Below are 14,643 nucleotides of genomic sequence, written 5' to 3' on the forward strand. Positions count from 1 at the left end.
CCTCCCGTGGGGCCTTTTCCGCGTCCGGGCCGCCGCTCACCCGCGGGTTCCGGCGGTGGGTTCCCTGAGGTGGGCGGGATCGACGGGCTCGTCGGGCAGGAGCACCGTCAGCGTCGTGCCCTCGCCGGGGGCGCTGCGGATGGAGACCGTGCCGCCCAAGGTCTCGGCACGGCGGTGCAGGCCGGCAAGGCCGAAGTGCTCGCCGGTGCCCAAATCGGGCTGGACGACGTGGTCGGGGTCGAAGCCCACGCCGTCGTCGGTCACCGTGAGCCGGGCCGCGGCCTCGTCGAAGGCCAGCCGCACCGTCACCGCGCGGGCGCAGGCGTGCCTGCGGACGTTCGCCAGAGCCTCCTGCGCGGCGCGCAGCAGCACCACGTCGGCGGCGGGGGACAGCGGACGCGGTTCCCCCTCGATCCGGTACGTCGCGTCGACGCGGGTCTCCTCGCCGAACGTGGCGGTCAGGCGGCGCAGCGCCTCGGCGACCGGGGCGGCGTCCAGCGCCACCGGCGGGCGCGCCGCGATCAGCGCCCGGGCCTCGGCCAGGTTGTCGCGCGCGGTGCGGATCGCCGGCTCGACGGCGGCGCGCATCGGATCGTCCGGCGGCAGCCGCCGCTCGGCCGCCTGCAGCAGCGTCAGGATGGTCAGGAAGCCCTGCGCGAGCGTGTCGTGGATCTCGGTGGTCAGCCGCTCGCGCTCGGCGGCGGCCCCGGCGGCGTGCGACAGCCGCGCCACCTCGGCCTGGCTGGAGCGCAGCCGCTCGATCAGCCGGGCCCGCTCGCGGCTCTCGGTGATGATCCGGTCGATCCAGGAGCCGAAGAACACCGCGGAGATCGTGCCGAGCACGCCGATCGCCGCCATGATCACGATGACCGACGACTCGTGCCGGTAGCGCAGCAGCGCGGCCAGCGGCACCATGTTCGCCACCATCGCGGCCGTGCACGCCCGCCGCAGCGACAGCATCTGGAAGCAGTGCGGGACGAGCGCGAACGCCGCGTACCAGCTCGTCCCGGCCACGAACGACGCCGTGCCGAACAGCGCCAGCGCACCGCCCAGGTAGCCGTAGGCGTAGCGGGTGTCGTCGACGCCGGCGCGGACCGCGCGGTGCCCCAGCGTCAGGTAGAGCGGCACGATCGCCGACAGCAGGACCGACGCGGCGTACGGGTGGTCGGACGCCGCCGGCATCACGAACGTGAGGGTGATCGTGCCCGCCAGCACGAGCAGCGTGTAGGCGTCCCACACGGGCAGGCGCTGCCAGGCGTGCGGCCCGTCGGCGTCCATGGCGGCATCCACGGCAGCGGGGGGCGTGACGGCGGGCATCGCCGCCTGGGCGCCGTCGCTCATGAGTCCAGTATGTCGGCAGTCACTGACACAATCACCGCGGGGGCGTCGATCGCCGCCCGGCGGGGCCGCACGGCTCAGCCGCGCCAGACCTGGAACAGGTCGTGGCCCAGCTTGATCGGGAAGTTGTCCACCGGGATCGCCACCTCGAACGGGAACTCGCCCAGCCCCATCGCATCGGTGATGTGGTAGATCAGGCCGAAGAACTCCCGGTTGACCGCCGGGATCCACAGCAGCGCGATCAGCGCCAGGAACACGTACCCGCCGTACGCGCCGACGCGCTCCACCCACGCCCGCGGCAGGTACGGCTCGACGATCCCGAAGCCGTCCAGCCCGGGGATCGGCAGCAGGTTGAGCAGCGCCGCGGTCACCTGCAGGAACGCCAGGAACGCCAGCGCCGACCAGAACACCGCGTGCCCCCGGTCGGCCAGGCTGACGAACGCCACCGCCAGCAGCGCCGCGAACAGCACGTTGGCCAGCGGGCCCGCCGCCGAGATCAGGCTGTGCCGCAGCCGTCCCCGGATCGCGCCGCGGTCGATCCACACCGCGCCGCCGGGCAGGCCGATCCCGCCGAGCAGGATGAACAGCAGCGGGATCGCGAAGCTCAGCGTCACGTCGGCGTACCTGAACGGGTTGAGGGTCAGGTAGCCGCGGGTGGCCACGCCGTGGTCGCCGGACCGGTGCGCCAGGTAGGCGTGCCCGAACTCGTGCAGGCACAGCGACACCACCCAGCCCGCCAGCACGAACCCGAACACGGCGAACCGCGCGGCCGTCTCCATGGACGTGCCGTACCGCCAGGCGACCAGGCCGCACGCGACGGTGACCGCCACGATCACGAGGAACACCGGACTCGGCTGAACCGCCGAGCGTCCGCGCTGGTACACCGTCCCCATCCTCCGGGTCCCTCCCGTTCGGCGGGCGCCCCGCGCCCCGATCCTGCCTGTCGACTGTGCCCGGCCCCGTCCTCAGGGCCCGGCGATCACCGGAACCACGTACGTGCGCAGGAACCGGCGGGTGTCCTCGTCGTCGCGGTCGCGGTCCATGACGATCAGCGAGGTGATGACGCGGAAGAGGAACTCCACCGTGCCCTCCACCTCGATGTCGGCCCGCAGCATGCCGCCGCGCTGCGCCCGCTCGAAGTAGGGGCGCACGTAGTCGCAGCACAGGGCCAGCACCTGTTCGACGGCCCCGGCCACCGCGGCCTGCATGTGCCCGGCCGCCTCGGGGGCCAGGAACCGGCCGATCGTCGGCTCGGCGCGCACGAACGCCACCGCGTCCATGGTGCCCGCCACGACCGCCTCGGGCACCGACCGCTGCCGCCGCAGCCGCTCGGCCAGCCCGTCCAGGAAGCGCCGCAGGTTGCGCAGCAGCACGGCCAGGATCAGCTCGTCCCGCCCGCCGGTGACGCTGCGGTACACCGTCGCCCTGCTCAGCCCCGCCGCGGTCGCGATGTGCTCCACCGTCGTCTTGGCGACGCCGAGACGGGCGAAGCACTCCTCGGCCGCGTCGATGATGCGCTCGCGCGTGGCGTCGGCGGTGGGCGGGGGCATGCCTTGAAGGTTACCGGCCGTCCGCACCACGCCCGGCGGCCGCGCGGAGCGCTCACGGCGGTTCGGCGCGCGGCTCCGGCGGGGGCGGGCCGGAGCCCGGCGGTTCGGCGCGTGGCGGCGTCAGTCCAGGGTGTATTCCAGCGACCAGCTGTGGCCGCCGCCCGACTCGACGGTGATCTGCCCGTGGCCGCGGATCCCGGCCAGCTCGCCGGTGCCCGAGGTCGGCACGATCAGCCAGCGCAGCCACTGCGTGGCGGGCGTGCCGTCCTCGCTGCCCGCGCTGTGCTGCAGGACGAACGTGCCCTCCCGGCCGTGCAGGATGCCCGTGACCGTCTCGATCCCCACGTACGCGGCGGGACCCGCGGCCGTCTCCACGGTGATCAGGTCGGCGGTGCTGGTGCCCACCAGGTCGCCGTGGAAGGTCTTGCGCACCCGCACCCGCGTCAGCGTGGTGCCGTCGTGCTTGGCGTACGGCTCGCCGGCCTCCCAGGCGTCGATGTCGAAGGTGCCGCTGGCATGTGAGGTCATGCACGTCATCATGCCCGGGGACGGCCGCGCCGGGGGCGGGACACCGGACGCGACACGGGTCAGAACAGGGTGCCCTCGTGCTCGATGCCGCGCAGCGCGTCGTAGTCGAGCGTCACGCAGTCGATGCCGCGGTCGGCGGCCAGCACCCGCGCCTGCGGCCTGATCTCCTGCGCCGCGAAGATGCCGCGCACCGGGGCCAGGTGCGGGTCGCGGTTGAGCAGCTCCAGGTAGCGGGTGAGCTGTTCCACCCCGTCGATCTCGCCGCGCCGCTTGATCTCCACGGCCACGGTGGCGCCGCCGTCGTCCCGGCACAGGATGTCCACCGGCCCGATCGCGGTCGGGTACTCGCGGCGGATCAGCGTCCACCCGTCGCCGAGCGTGGTGATGTGCTCGGCCAGCAGCTCCTGCAGGTGGGCCTCGACGCCGTCCTTCCGCAGCCCCGGGTCGAGCCCCAGCTCGTGGCTGGAGTCGTGCAGGATCTCCTCGATGGTGAGGATGAGCCGCTCGCCGGACTTGCCGTGGGTGACGGTCCACCGCGCGATCGCGCCGTTGTCCTCGTACGGCTCCTCGCGGAGCGTACAGGGCGGATTCATCCAGTTGAGGGGCTTGTAGGCGCGATCGTCGGCGTGGATGCTCACGCTCCCGTCGGCCTTGATGAGCACCAGCCGGGGCGCCATCGGCAGATGGGCGGTGAGCTTGCCGACGTAATCGACACTGCAACGAGCGATGACCAGACGCACGCGGCCTAACCTTAGTGACTCCGATGACAGGGTTGCGTCCTATGAGCGACATCGAGATTCGCGGGGCCGTGGCGTCCGACGACCGCGCCCTGGCCGAACTGGACCGCCGCACCTGGTCCCCGGCGCACGCGGTGATGCCCGAACCCGCTCCCGGCACGCCGTTCTTCGACGCGGCCCATCCCGCGGACGACGTGCTCGTGGCCGAACGCGCGGGCAGGGTCGTCGGCTATGTCCGCCTGGTGCGCGCCCACAGGGATCTGGCCTCGGCCGAACACGTGCGGCAGATCCAGGGCCTCGCCGTGGACCCGGACGAACGGCGCCGTGGCGTGGCCAGGGCACTGGTCGACGCCGCCTGCGCCCGGGCGGCACAGGAGGGCGCGAGGCGCGTCACGCTGCGCGTGCTGGCCGGCAACGACGCGGCGCGTCGGCTGTACGAGGCGGCGGGTTTCGCCGTCGAAGGCGTGCTGCCGGGCGAGTTCTTCCTGGACGGCCGCTACGTCGACGACGTCCTGATGGGCCGGTCGCTGCCGTGAGGCCCGGGCACGGTGACGCGCGCCACTCCCCGGACGCGGCGGCCCGAACCCGCAGGCAGGGGACGGGCTTACCGGTGCTCTTGACCGAAGCGGGCGTCCTGTCAAGCCTGGAATTCTCGGACGGGCCTGTCTAGCGTCACGGGGTGTGGGTGCTCATCACACGCGGTGAAAGGAACCCCGTCCATGTCTCTTGACGTGTCCCCCGAGCTTCTCGAGACCGCGCGGCGCGGCGAGGTCGACGACAAGGCGTTCGTCGACTGCGTGCGCACGTCCCTCCCCTACGCCTGGGAAATGATCAGCGGGCTGGTGGCCCGGTTGCAGGTGGACGGCGGGGACTTCGCCGACAACCAGACCCCGCCGCCCGACGAGAAGGCCCGCGGCCAGCTGCTGCGCGTGCTGGCCAGCGACGCCATGCGCGGGGCCCTCGAACGGTACTTCGGGGTCAAGCTGGCCTTCCAGAACTGCCACCGGGTCGCGGTCTTCCCCACGGACGAGTCGGTGGCCTACCGCCGTTTCGTCACGGCCCGCGAGCAGATCCTCAACCAGTCCCCGGAACTGCGCGACTGCTGACCGGCGCGCCACAGGGCCCGGCCTGTCCCACGGACGGGCCGGGCCCTCGTCACGCGGGCGGACGCCTCGGGCACGGGTGGGCGGCTGTCACGCGGGGCGGGGCGGGCTCACACCGACAGGGCGGCGCGGGCCTTGGGGAGGACGTCGGTTCCCAGCCGCGCGATGTTCGCCAGGGTGGCCTCCCGGGAACCGGCCGCCTCCACCAGCAGGATGAGATGCCAGATACCGGTGCGTTCCACCGTCGTGACGAGCGCCTCCACGCAGTCGTCGGGGGAGCCGACCGGATGCAGGTCGCACAGGTGACGCGTGTAGGCCGGCGCGTCACGCTCGGGGCGGGGCCGGTCGTCCACGGGCACGTACCCCTCCAGCCCGGGGCCGAGCCAGCGCGGCATCTCCCGCAGCAGCGTGTCCACCGCGTCCGCGCGGGTGTCGGCCACCTGGGCGAGGTGCGTGGAGACGTGCGGGGCGTCGGCGTCGCCATGACGGGCCACGGCGGCGGCCTTCTCCCCGTCACCGACGTGCATCCCCAGCAGCATGGGCAGCCCGCGGGCGGCGGCCATGGACTCGGTGGCCGGTGACGTGCAGGCCACCGCCACCGGGGGCGGCTCGGGCGCGCGCGGCACCACCGGCACCTCACGGAACCGGAAGTGCTCGCCCTCCCACGCCACACGCTCGGAACGCAGCCAGGCCAGCAGCAGGTCGAGCGCCTCGGCGAACCCCTCCTCGTAACGCTGCAGGCCCGTGCCGAACACCTCCAGGTCGCGCCAGGGGCCGCCGCGTCCCACGCCCAGACGGAACCGTCCTCCCGACACCAGCGACAGCAGCGCCGCCTGCTCGGCCAACGCCACCGGATGCTGGGTGGACAGCACGCTCACGGCCGTGCCCACGTGCACGCGCGACGTGAGCCCCAGCAGATGCCCCGCCAGGGTCACCGCCGACGGCACGACGCCGTAGGACATGAAGTGGTGCTCGGCCAGCCACACGTCGTCGAAACCGGCGCGTTCGGCGGCGACGGCGGCCTCGACCGTACGGGCGAGGGCCGCCGCGTCGTCCTGGCCGGGATAGCGGGCGGCGAGCAGGAACACGCCGAAGCGCACGCGCGGGTCGCACCCCGGCGTGGCGCGGCGGGACGGTTCTGGGAGACTTCGGGCCATGACTGGTGGTTCGTTCGGCAAGGTCGGGGTCGTGGGGCTGGGCACCATGGGCGCGGGCATCGCGGAGGTCCTGGCCCGTGGCGGTCTGGCGGTCGTCGGGATCGAGGTGGGCCCGGAGGCCCTGGAACGGGGACGCGGACATCTTGAGTCCTCCACCGGGCGCGCCGTCAAGCGGGGCCGCCTCACCGAGGAGGCGCGGCGCGAGATCCTCGGGCGCGTCGCGCTGTCCACCGAGTTCGCCGACCTGGGCGACTGCGACCTGGTCATCGAGGCCGTCCCGGAACGGCTGGACCTCAAGCGCCGCGTGTTCGCCGAGCTGGACCGGGTGTGCCGGGACGACGCGGTGCTGGCCACCAACACCTCCTCGCTGTCGGTCACCGAGATCGCGGCGGCCACCGCGCGTCCCGCCCAGGTCGTCGGGGTGCACTTCTTCAACCCGGCGCCGGTGATGAAGCTCGTGGAGGTCATCCGCACCGTGCTCACCGACCCGGCGGCGGTGACGCGCGTGGCCGAGCTGGTGTCCGGGCTCGGCAAGACGCCGGTGACGATCGGCGACCGCGCCGGGTTCGTCGCCAACCGGCTGCTGTTCGGCTACCTCAACCAGGCCACGTCCATGCTGGAGAACGGGCACGCCACACGCGACGACATCGACACCGCGATGACCGAGGGCGCCGGGCTGCCGATGGGCCCGTTCACCCTCATGGACCTCATCGGCCTCGACACCTGCCTGGAGGTGCTGGAGGCCGTCCACGCCGAGTCCCGCGACCGGCGGCACGCCCCCTCACCGCTGCTGCGCGAGCTGGTCACCGCCGGGCTGCTGGGCCGCAAGACCGGCCGCGGCTTCTTCGACCACGGCGCCGCGCCCGCCCCCGGCGGGGAGCCGTCCGAGGCGACGCCGCCGGTGGTGGGCGTCGCGGGCACCGATCCGTCCGCCCTCGCCGTCGCCGCCGCGTGCGCGCGTGCGGGCGGCCGGGTGCGCGTGACGGCCGACGGCGAGAGCGGCGTGCGCGCGCTGCTGGACGGCGCCGACGCCCTCGCGCGGGTCGAGACCGGCGACCCGGCGTCGTTCGCCGACTGCGACCTGATCGTCGCCGACGCCTCCGCGCCGCTCGCCGCCCTCGGCGAGGCCGCCGGACCGGACGCCGTGCTGGCCGTCGCGTCCGCCACCGGACCCGTCGTCGAGCACGCCACCGCCACCGGACGCCCCGGCGACACGGTCGGCCTGCACCTGCCCGAGCCCGGCGGCACGCTGGTGGAGATCGCCACGACCGTGCTGACCGCGCCCGGCGCGGCCGACCGCGCCGCCGCCCTGGTCGCCGCGCTCGGCCTGACCGCGGTGCGGTGCCGCGACCGGGCCGGGTTCATCGTGGACGCCCTGCGCTTCCCCTACCTCAACGACGCCGCCGCCATGCTCGCGGCGGGCTACGCCGACGCCGACTCCATCGACGCCGCGATGACCCTCGGCTGCGGCTACCCCGCCGGCCCGATCGCCGACCTCGACCGGCTCGGCCTCGACCGCGCCGTGACGGTGCTGCGCGCCCTGTACGCCGAGACCCGCGAGGCCGCGCTGGCGCCGTCCCCGCTGCTGGAGGAGCACGTCAGGGCGGGACGACGGACCCTGCGGTGATCCCCCCTCACCGGCCGAACCCGCCCATATCCTGGACGCCATGAGCCCCCGGAAGAACCGCCGTGCCACCCCCGGACGCCCCCAGGGCAGGGGCGGCGGCGACGGTCCCTTCCTGGGCCTCGGCCGCCACGTCGAGGAGTCCGGCGACGGCGAGTGGATCGTGCAGGCCGTCGCCGGGGCCAACGCCGTCAAGGCGTACCGCTGCCCCGGCTGCGACCAGCTCATCCAGCCCGGCGTGCCGCACCTGGTCGCCTGGCCCGCCGACGAACGCGGCGGCGCCGACGACCGGCGGCACTGGCACCGGCCGTGCTGGCAGGCCCGGGAGCGGCGCGGCCCCCGCCTGCACCGCGGCCGGGGCGCCCCCCGGTACTGACGCCGCCGAGCCGCCCGAAGCGGCATTAGTTCACACACGGGCGGCCGGTGGCGGCCACATCCACCCACTCCCCGCCGTCCCGGGGTGACGATTGCCTGGCCGCCGTGTTGACGGCGCGCGGCCGCGGAGTCGAGGACGGGGAGGGGCGTCGCCATGTCCGTGCAGCTCTACGCCCGGGACGTCGGCATCGGGACACCGCTGGTGCTGCTGCACGCGTTCCCGCTGTCCTCGGCGATGTGGCTGGACCAGCGCGCGGGACTGGCCGCCCGGTGCCGGGTGATCACCCCCGACCTGCGCGGCTTCGGCGGCTCGCCGCTCGGCGCCGGCGAGCCGTCCGTCGACGCGATGGCCGACGACGTGGCGGCCACGCTGCGCGGCCTCGGCGTCACGCGGGCCGTCGTCGGCGGGGCGTCCATGGGCGGGTACGTGGCGATGGCGCTGTGCCGCCGCCGTCCCGACCTGGTGCGGGGACTGGTGCTGGCGGGCACCCGCGCCTCCGCCGACTCCGACGCCGCCCGCGAGCGGCGGCTGCGGCAGGCCGAGCGGCTCGACCGCGACGGCACCGTCCAGGTCCTGCTGGACGAGGTGCTGCCGCACCTGGTCGGCCCCACCACCCTGCGGCAGCGGCCGCTGGTCTACGGGCGGGTGCGCGGGCTGGTGCAGTCGGCGCCGCCGCACGCCGCCGCCTGGGCCCAGCGCGCCATGGCCGCCCGCGGGCCCGCCTTCGGCACGCTGCGGGAGCTGGGCGTCCCGGCGCTGGTCATGGTCGGCGCCGAGGACGCCCTGACCACCGAGGACGAGGCGCGCGCCATGGCGGACGCCCTGCCCGACGCCGAGCTGCTGGTCGTCCCGAAGGCCGGGCACCTGTGCGCCGTCGAGCAGCCCGAGCCGTTCAACCAGGCCGTCGCCGAGTTCACCGCCGCCCTGGCCCGCACCGCCCGCTGAGGCGCCGCCGGAGCCCGCCGGAGCCCCGTCGATGCCCCGCCGGGGCCCCGTCAGAGGCTCTCCTGGCGCGGGAGGATGACCTCCCGGATGATCAGCGCGACCGCCGCCGCCGTCGGGATGGCGAGCAGGGCGCCGACGAACCCCAGCAGCGCGCCGCCGATCAGCGCGGCGATGATGGTCACCGCGGGCGGCACGTCCACCGCCCGCTTCATGATCCGCGGATGGATCAGGTAGTTCTCGACCTGCTGGTAGATCACGAAGAACACCACGCAGGCGATGCCGGTGCCGAGGCCGTCGAAGAACGCCACCACGCTCACCAGCACCGCGCCGATCGTCGCCCCCACCAGCGGGATCAGCGCGGTGAACGCGACCGTGATGGCCAGCGGCAGCGCGAACGGCACCCCGACGATGCTCAGGAAGATGTACGCCGCGGTGCCCGCGATCAGTGCCACCATGACGGTGCCCGCCACGTAGCCGCCGATCCGGCCCAGGATCTCGTCGCCCAGCAGCGCCACCCGGGCGCGGCGCGAGCGCGGCGCCAGCCGGTAGAAGAACGACGTGATCGTCGGCAGCGAGCCCAGGAAGTACAGCGTGAGGATCAGCACCGTCAGCGTGCTGAACGCCCCGCTGACCACGACCCGCCCGGCCCCGACCAGGCCGCCCGCCGCGCCCTGCCCGAAGCTGGGGTTGGTCACGGCCTCCTGCACCTTCTCCAGCAGCTGGTAGCGCCGGTCCCACTCCTGGATCTGCCGGTTGCCCTGGAGCTGGCTGATGTAGGTGGGCAGGTGGTCGATGAACTTGCTGACCTCGTTGGTGACCGGCGGGACGATCGCGAAGCCGACCCCGACGAACACCAGCACCACGCCCAGGAACACCAGGCCGACCGCCGCGCCGCGCGGCATCCGGCCCCGCTGCAGCGACTCCACGGCCGGGTTCAGCCCGACGGCCAGGAACATCGACACGGTGATCAGCACCAGCACCTGGCGCACGTTCATGACGGCTTGGACCAGCAGCCACGCCGTCAGCACCCCGAGCGCCCCGGTGAAGCCGAACACGAACGGATGCGCCTGCCCCAGCGGCCGCCCGGGCCGCCCGAACGGCGCCGTCTCGTCCACCCCGGCCTCCTGCTTGCGCACGTCCACGTCCGTCACCGGATCCGGCAGCGCCACGTCGCCGCCCGCGTCGCCGGCCGGGCCGGCCTGGGCGTTGCCCGCCGGGCCGGGTGCCGCCGTCTCGGCGGGGGAGTCCGCGCCGCCGCCGGACGTCGTCTTGGTCGCGGTGCCGCCGTTCGAGGCGTTGGACGCCGTCTGCGTGGGCGCGTCGGTCTTGGTGGACGTGGCGTCGGCCGCGCGGGCCGGGCCGTTGGTCGCCGCTCCGGGCCCCGCGCCGGAAGGGGTGCTGCCGGGCGCGGTGGGGCGGGGCGAGGGGAGCGGCGGTTGCGCGCTCGGGTCGCCCGGATCCGCGGGGGGCGCCGGCCGGTCGTCGTGTGGCGTCTGGTCGGGCACGCCGCTCTCCTTCTGCTCAGTCCAACCGATACGCGCGGGACGTGGGCGCTCGCGCGGGGCGGGCCTGCGCGAACATCCGCTCACACGACGAAAAGCCTAGAGGCAGTCCGGCGCCTCCAGGCTTTTCGCGGGTCGCGGGCTCGGGCCCGTGTCACAGGTCAGGGACGGGCGGTCACTCCTGCCACCAGTCCTCGTCCTCCTCGTCGGACTTCTTGGCCTGGCCCTTGGCGGGCTGCTGCTTGGCCTGCGCCTGCTGGCCCTGGGACGAGGCGGGCTTGGCGGGCTCGGAGGCCGACAGCTCCGGCTTGGGGGCCGGGGCGGAGATCTCGTCCACGCCGCCCATCGCCGGGGCGACGCCGCCGATGAGCTGGCGCAGCTGGTTGAGGTGGCTGGTGATGCTGTCGCGCTGACGGGTCAGCTCGTCCACCTGGCGCTGGGCCGCGGTGCGGATGCGGTCGGCCTCGGCCTTGGTCTCGGCGAGCAGCTGCTCGGCCTGCGCCTTGGCCTCGGCGATGACCTGGTCGGAGTTCTTGCGGGCGTTGGCCATGAGCTGCTTGGCGTGCGAGTCGGCCTCGCGCCGGGTCTGCTCGGCCTGCTGGGTGGCCTTGGCGGCGCGCTGCTCGGCGGAGGCGGCGCGCTGCTCGGCCTCGGCGACCAGCTTCTGGGTGGCGGCCTGGGCGGCGGCGTGCCGCTCGGCGTCCTGCCGGTCGGCCTCCTCGCGCCGGGCGGCGAGCTGGATCTCGAACTCGGCCTCGGCCTGGGCGCGCTGGGCCTCGCTCTCCTCCAGGATCCGCTGGGCCTGGGCGCGCATCTCGTCGGCCTGCCGCTTGGCGGTGGTGAGGATCTCGTCGCGCTCGCGCTTGGTGGAGGCCCGCAGCTGGGCCACCTCGCGCTCGGTGGTGGTGCGCAGCTTGGCGATCTCGCGCTCGGCGGCGGCGCGCTTCTCGGCGACCTCGTGGTCGGCGGTGGCGCGCAGCTTGGCGACCTCGCGCTCGGTGGTGGAGGTCAGCTCGTCGGCCTCGCGGCGGGCCGCGGTGCGCACCTCCTCGGCCTCGCGCTCGGCGGCGCCCCGCATGTCGTCGCACTCGCGCTGGGCGGTGGCGCGCAGCTCGGCCGCGTCGTTCTCGGCGGTGGCGCGCAGCTCGGCGGCGTCCACCTTGGCCGCGGCCTTGATCTCGTTGGCCTCGGACCGGGCGGCCTGCACCAGCTCGGTGGCCTGCTCCTCGGCGAGCCGCAGCAGCTGCTCGATCCGGGCGCCGAGGCCGGAGTAGGTCGGACGCTCCTGTTCCTGCAGCTGACGATGCGCGTCCGACAGCTCCCGCTGCAGCGCCTGCGTCTGCTCGCGGGCCTGGCGGACCTCGTTGTCGAGCGCCTTGATGTGCTCGTCGACCTGGTGCCGGTCGTAGCCGCGAAGCACCACGTCGAACTCGCGCGGGGGCGTGTCTTCGAAAAAGTTGCTGAGCTGGGCGTCGATGTCGGACTGCATAGGGCTCAATCCTGATGTGACGGGGCTACGTGGGGTTCCGGGACCGGTTGATCGCCTGGCTGAACGGGCACGCGGGCCCCAGACCTCTTCCGGCGAAAGAAGCGTACTCCCGCCACTGCCGTGTTGGGGGCTCATCTTAACGCGCTGCGTAGTTTGTCGTTTTTGTCGCTCCACCCCGCGGCGCCCCAGATACGTGGGCGTCTACTCCCCAAACACACCAAACGTGGTCGAATCGTCACAGAATCGAGCTCGGCGTCCCCTATTCCGGCCGGGTGATATCAAACACATCACGATCTGGGGGTTCGGCCGAACATCACCGCCGGCCGCCGCGTCTCAGGTGCGGCGCCGCACTTGCGCGCGTCCCGGCGCGCGGTCGCGTGCGCCTCGTCGTCCCGCCGCCTCGCCCGCGTCCGTCGCGATCCGCGGGTGCGTACGGACGCGGGCGGCCGATGTCTACAGCACTTCTTCAGGAAGTCTTCAGGACGTCCTCAGGACTTCTTCTGGACGAGCTCGGTGAGCACCCCGTGGCAGTCCTTGGGGTGCAGGAAGTTGATGCGCGAGCCCATGGAGCCGCGCCGCGGGGCCTCGTACAGCACGCGCACGCCCTTGCCCGCGATGCCGTCCGCCTCGTCCTGGACGTCGCCGTCGGTGCCGAAGGCGATGTGGTGCACGCCCTCGCCGTTCTTGGCCAGCCATTTGGCGACCGGCGAGTCGTCCCGGATCGGCTCGATGAGCTGCAGGTAGCTGGCCGCGCCGTCCCCCGTTTCGTTGATCTTGAGCATGGCCTCGCGGACGCCCTGCTCCTCGTTCACCTCGAAGTGGACGTCGGTGAATCCGTAGGTGGACCGGTAGAACTCCACCGTCGCGTCCAGGTCGTGACAGGCGATGCCGATGTGGTCGATACGCGTCAGCATGCGCGCCTCTCCTCCGCTCTCCGTCCGGGCTCTCCGTCCGGCGGACGGACGCCTGGGGCCGCCCCCAGGACGAAAGGGTTCCGCTGGGTATGGTGACAAACGTCGCCGCCGACGTCTGTGGAGGCCCCTGTCATGACCGTTTCGTCCGTGATCGTCGCGGGAGCGCGCACCCCCATCGGCCGCCTGATGGGATCGCTCAAGGACTTCAGCGCCGCCGACCTGGGCGCCCTGGCCATCAGGGCCGCACTGGAGCGCTCCGGCATCACCGGCGACCGGGTGCAGTACGTGATCATGGGTCAGGTGCTGCAGGCCGGCGCCGGGCAGATCCCGTCCCGGCAGGCCGCGGTCAAGGCGGGCATCCCGATGAACGTCCCGTCGATCACCATCAACAAGGTGTGCCTGTCCGGGCTGGACGCGATCGCGCTGGCCGACCAGCTCGTCCGGGCCGGCGAGTTCGACATCGTGGTGGCCGGCGGCATGGAGTCGATGACCCAGGCGCCGCACCTGCTGCCCAAGTCGCGCGGCGGCTACAAGTACGGGTCGATCGAGGTCCTGGACCACATGGCCTTCGACGCGCTCACCGACGCCTTCGACCACGTCTCGATGGGCGAGTCGACCGACCGCCACAACGCCCGGCTCGGGATCACCCGCGAGGAGCAGGACGAGTTCGCCGCCCGCTCGCACCAGCGCGCCGCCGACGCGATCAAGAACGGGCTCTTCGACGCCGAGATCGTCCCCGTGGAGATCCCGCAGCGCAAGGGCGACCCGGTGGTGTTCTCCGCCGACGAGGGCGTGCGCGGCGACACCACCGCCGAGACCCTGGCCCGGCTGCGCCCGGCGTTCGCCAAGGACGGCACCATCACCGCCGGGTCGTCGTCGCAGATCTCCGACGGCGCCTGCGCGGTCGTGGTGATGTCCAGGGCCAAGGCCGAGGAGCTGGGCCTGCCGTGGCTGGCCGAGATCGGCGCGCACGGCAACGTCGCCGGGCCGGACAACTCGCTGCAGTCCCAGCCCGCCAACGCGATCAAGCACGCGCTCGGCAAGGAGGGCCTGGACGTCGCCGACCTGGACCTCGTCGAGATCAACGAGGCGTTCGCGGCGGTCGCCGTGCAGTCCATGCGCGACCTGGGCGTCGGCCCCGAGAAGGTCAACGTCAACGGCGGCGCCATCGCGCTGGGCCACCCCGTCGGCATGTCGGGCGCCCGCATCGCGCTGCACCTGGCCCACGAGCTGAAGCGGCGCGGCGGGGGCGTCGGCGCCGCGGGTCTGTGCGGCGGCGGCGGACAGGGTGACGCGCTCGTCCTGCGCGTGCCCGCCTCCTGACGCCCGACTCCTGACGCCCGTTCCCGGCCACCTCAGGCGGGGAACGGCCCGCGCCGC

At 73.7% G+C, this 14,643-nt stretch carries 15 protein-coding genes; 6 read left to right on the forward strand and 9 right to left on the reverse strand.

Annotated features, from left to right (window positions below):
• Positions 1-36: 36 nt before the first annotated feature.
• The 5 genes from ABZ801_RS16815 to nucS all read right to left on the reverse strand — a co-directional run bounded on the left by ABZ801_RS16815 (position 37) and on the right by nucS (position 4,156).
• On the reverse strand, positions 37-1,341 hold the full coding sequence (locus tag ABZ801_RS16815) for a sensor histidine kinase (protein ID WP_360698550.1): 1,305 nt from the start codon (positions 1,339-1,341) through the stop codon (positions 37-39).
• 74 nt (positions 1,342-1,415) lie between these two features.
• Positions 1,416-2,231 carry a site-2 protease family protein gene (locus ABZ801_RS16820; RefSeq protein WP_344957536.1) on the reverse strand — a complete coding sequence of 272 codons (816 nt, stop codon included), beginning with the start codon at positions 2,229-2,231 and terminating at the stop codon, positions 1,416-1,418.
• Positions 2,232-2,303: 72 nt separating this feature from the next.
• Entirely contained in the window at positions 2,304-2,888 is a 585-nt protein-coding gene (locus ABZ801_RS16825; RefSeq protein ID WP_344957534.1) for a TetR/AcrR family transcriptional regulator, read from the reverse strand.
• Between the two features lie 120 nt (positions 2,889-3,008).
• Positions 3,009-3,416 (reverse strand): DUF3224 domain-containing protein, encoded by a 408-nt coding sequence (locus tag ABZ801_RS16830; RefSeq protein ID WP_360698553.1) that lies wholly within the window; start codon positions 3,414-3,416, stop codon positions 3,009-3,011.
• Between the two features lie 59 nt (positions 3,417-3,475).
• A complete protein-coding gene (nucS, locus tag ABZ801_RS16835) occupies positions 3,476-4,156 on the reverse strand; it encodes an endonuclease NucS (protein WP_360698555.1) in 681 nt (226 codons plus the stop codon).
• Between the two features lie 41 nt (positions 4,157-4,197).
• Between nucS and ABZ801_RS16840 the strand changes: the two genes are divergently transcribed.
• Positions 4,198-4,689, forward strand: coding sequence for a GNAT family N-acetyltransferase (locus tag ABZ801_RS16840; protein WP_360698557.1), 492 nt, complete (start codon positions 4,198-4,200; stop codon positions 4,687-4,689).
• Positions 4,690-4,872: 183 nt separating this feature from the next.
• The gene (locus tag ABZ801_RS16845) at positions 4,873-5,259 is read left to right on the forward strand and encodes an SCO5389 family protein (protein ID WP_344957526.1); all 387 of its coding nucleotides are present in this window, start codon (positions 4,873-4,875) and stop codon (positions 5,257-5,259) included.
• 107 nt (positions 5,260-5,366) lie between these two features.
• On the opposite strand, the gene ABZ801_RS16850 is transcribed toward ABZ801_RS16845, so the two are convergent.
• Positions 5,367-6,356, reverse strand: a complete 990-nt coding sequence (locus ABZ801_RS16850; protein ID WP_360698559.1) for an LLM class flavin-dependent oxidoreductase — start codon at positions 6,354-6,356, stop codon at positions 5,367-5,369.
• Between the two features lie 55 nt (positions 6,357-6,411).
• On the opposite strand from ABZ801_RS16850, the gene ABZ801_RS16855 reads away from it, so the two are divergent.
• The 3 genes from ABZ801_RS16855 (at position 6,412) to ABZ801_RS16865 (ending at position 9,358) form a co-directional block, all read left to right on the forward strand.
• Entirely contained in the window at positions 6,412-8,040 is a 1,629-nt protein-coding gene (locus ABZ801_RS16855; protein ID WP_360698561.1) for a 3-hydroxybutyryl-CoA dehydrogenase, read from the forward strand.
• 40 nt (positions 8,041-8,080) lie between these two features.
• Positions 8,081-8,413, forward strand: a complete 333-nt coding sequence (locus ABZ801_RS16860) for an ATP/GTP-binding protein (protein ID WP_360698563.1) — start codon at positions 8,081-8,083, stop codon at positions 8,411-8,413.
• Between the two features lie 153 nt (positions 8,414-8,566).
• Complete coding sequence (locus tag ABZ801_RS16865; protein WP_344957518.1) at positions 8,567-9,358, forward strand: alpha/beta fold hydrolase; 792 nt, start codon at positions 8,567-8,569, stop codon at positions 9,356-9,358.
• A gap of 50 nt (positions 9,359-9,408) precedes the next feature.
• Here the strand turns inward: ABZ801_RS16865 and ABZ801_RS16870 are convergent, their stop codons facing one another.
• The 3 genes from ABZ801_RS16870 to mce form a co-directional block, all read right to left on the reverse strand.
• The gene (locus ABZ801_RS16870; protein WP_360698565.1) at positions 9,409-10,863 is read right to left on the reverse strand and encodes an AI-2E family transporter; all 1,455 of its coding nucleotides are present in this window, start codon (positions 10,861-10,863) and stop codon (positions 9,409-9,411) included.
• A 172-nt stretch (positions 10,864-11,035) separates the two neighbouring features.
• Entirely contained in the window at positions 11,036-12,349 is a 1,314-nt protein-coding gene (locus tag ABZ801_RS16875) for a DivIVA domain-containing protein (protein ID WP_344957514.1), read from the reverse strand.
• A 488-nt stretch (positions 12,350-12,837) separates the two neighbouring features.
• Entirely contained in the window at positions 12,838-13,263 is a 426-nt protein-coding gene (gene mce, locus ABZ801_RS16880; protein WP_344957512.1) for a methylmalonyl-CoA epimerase, read from the reverse strand.
• Between the two features lie 132 nt (positions 13,264-13,395).
• Between mce and ABZ801_RS16885 the strand changes: the two genes are divergently transcribed.
• A complete protein-coding gene (locus tag ABZ801_RS16885) occupies positions 13,396-14,586 on the forward strand; it encodes an acetyl-CoA C-acetyltransferase (protein ID WP_344957510.1) in 1,191 nt (396 codons plus the stop codon).
• Positions 14,587-14,643: the final 57 nt, after the last annotated feature.

Origin of the sequence: Actinomadura sp. NPDC047616 (assembly GCF_040642915.1) — a bacterium.
GTDB lineage: Bacteria > Actinomycetota > Actinomycetes > Streptosporangiales > Streptosporangiaceae > Spirillospora > Spirillospora miaoliensis.

What these genes read in the sequence shown, in the direction of transcription:
- ABZ801_RS16815 (WP_360698550.1), bottom strand. Translation starts at nt 1,341, where the DNA reads ATGAGCGACGGCGCCCAGGCGGCGATGCCCGCCGTCACGCCCCCCGCT.
- ABZ801_RS16820 (WP_344957536.1), bottom strand. Translation starts at nt 2,231, where the DNA reads ATGGGGACGGTGTACCAGCGCGGACGCTCGGCGGTTCAGCCGAGTCCG.
- ABZ801_RS16825 (WP_344957534.1), bottom strand. Translation starts at nt 2,888, where the DNA reads ATGCCCCCGCCCACCGCCGACGCCACGCGCGAGCGCATCATCGACGCG.
- ABZ801_RS16830 (WP_360698553.1), bottom strand. Translation starts at nt 3,416, where the DNA reads ATGACCTCACATGCCAGCGGCACCTTCGACATCGACGCCTGGGAGGCC.
- ABZ801_RS16840 (WP_360698557.1), top strand. Translation starts at nt 4,198, where the DNA reads ATGAGCGACATCGAGATTCGCGGGGCCGTGGCGTCCGACGACCGCGCC.
- ABZ801_RS16845 (WP_344957526.1), top strand. Translation starts at nt 4,873, where the DNA reads ATGTCTCTTGACGTGTCCCCCGAGCTTCTCGAGACCGCGCGGCGCGGC.
- ABZ801_RS16855 (WP_360698561.1), top strand. Translation starts at nt 6,412, where the DNA reads ATGACTGGTGGTTCGTTCGGCAAGGTCGGGGTCGTGGGGCTGGGCACC.
- ABZ801_RS16860 (WP_360698563.1), top strand. Translation starts at nt 8,081, where the DNA reads ATGAGCCCCCGGAAGAACCGCCGTGCCACCCCCGGACGCCCCCAGGGC.
- ABZ801_RS16865 (WP_344957518.1), top strand. Translation starts at nt 8,567, where the DNA reads ATGTCCGTGCAGCTCTACGCCCGGGACGTCGGCATCGGGACACCGCTG.
- ABZ801_RS16875 (WP_344957514.1), bottom strand. Translation starts at nt 12,349, where the DNA reads ATGCAGTCCGACATCGACGCCCAGCTCAGCAACTTTTTCGAAGACACG.
- mce (WP_344957512.1), bottom strand. Translation starts at nt 13,263, where the DNA reads ATGCTGACGCGTATCGACCACATCGGCATCGCCTGTCACGACCTGGAC.
- ABZ801_RS16885 (WP_344957510.1), top strand. Translation starts at nt 13,396, where the DNA reads ATGACCGTTTCGTCCGTGATCGTCGCGGGAGCGCGCACCCCCATCGGC.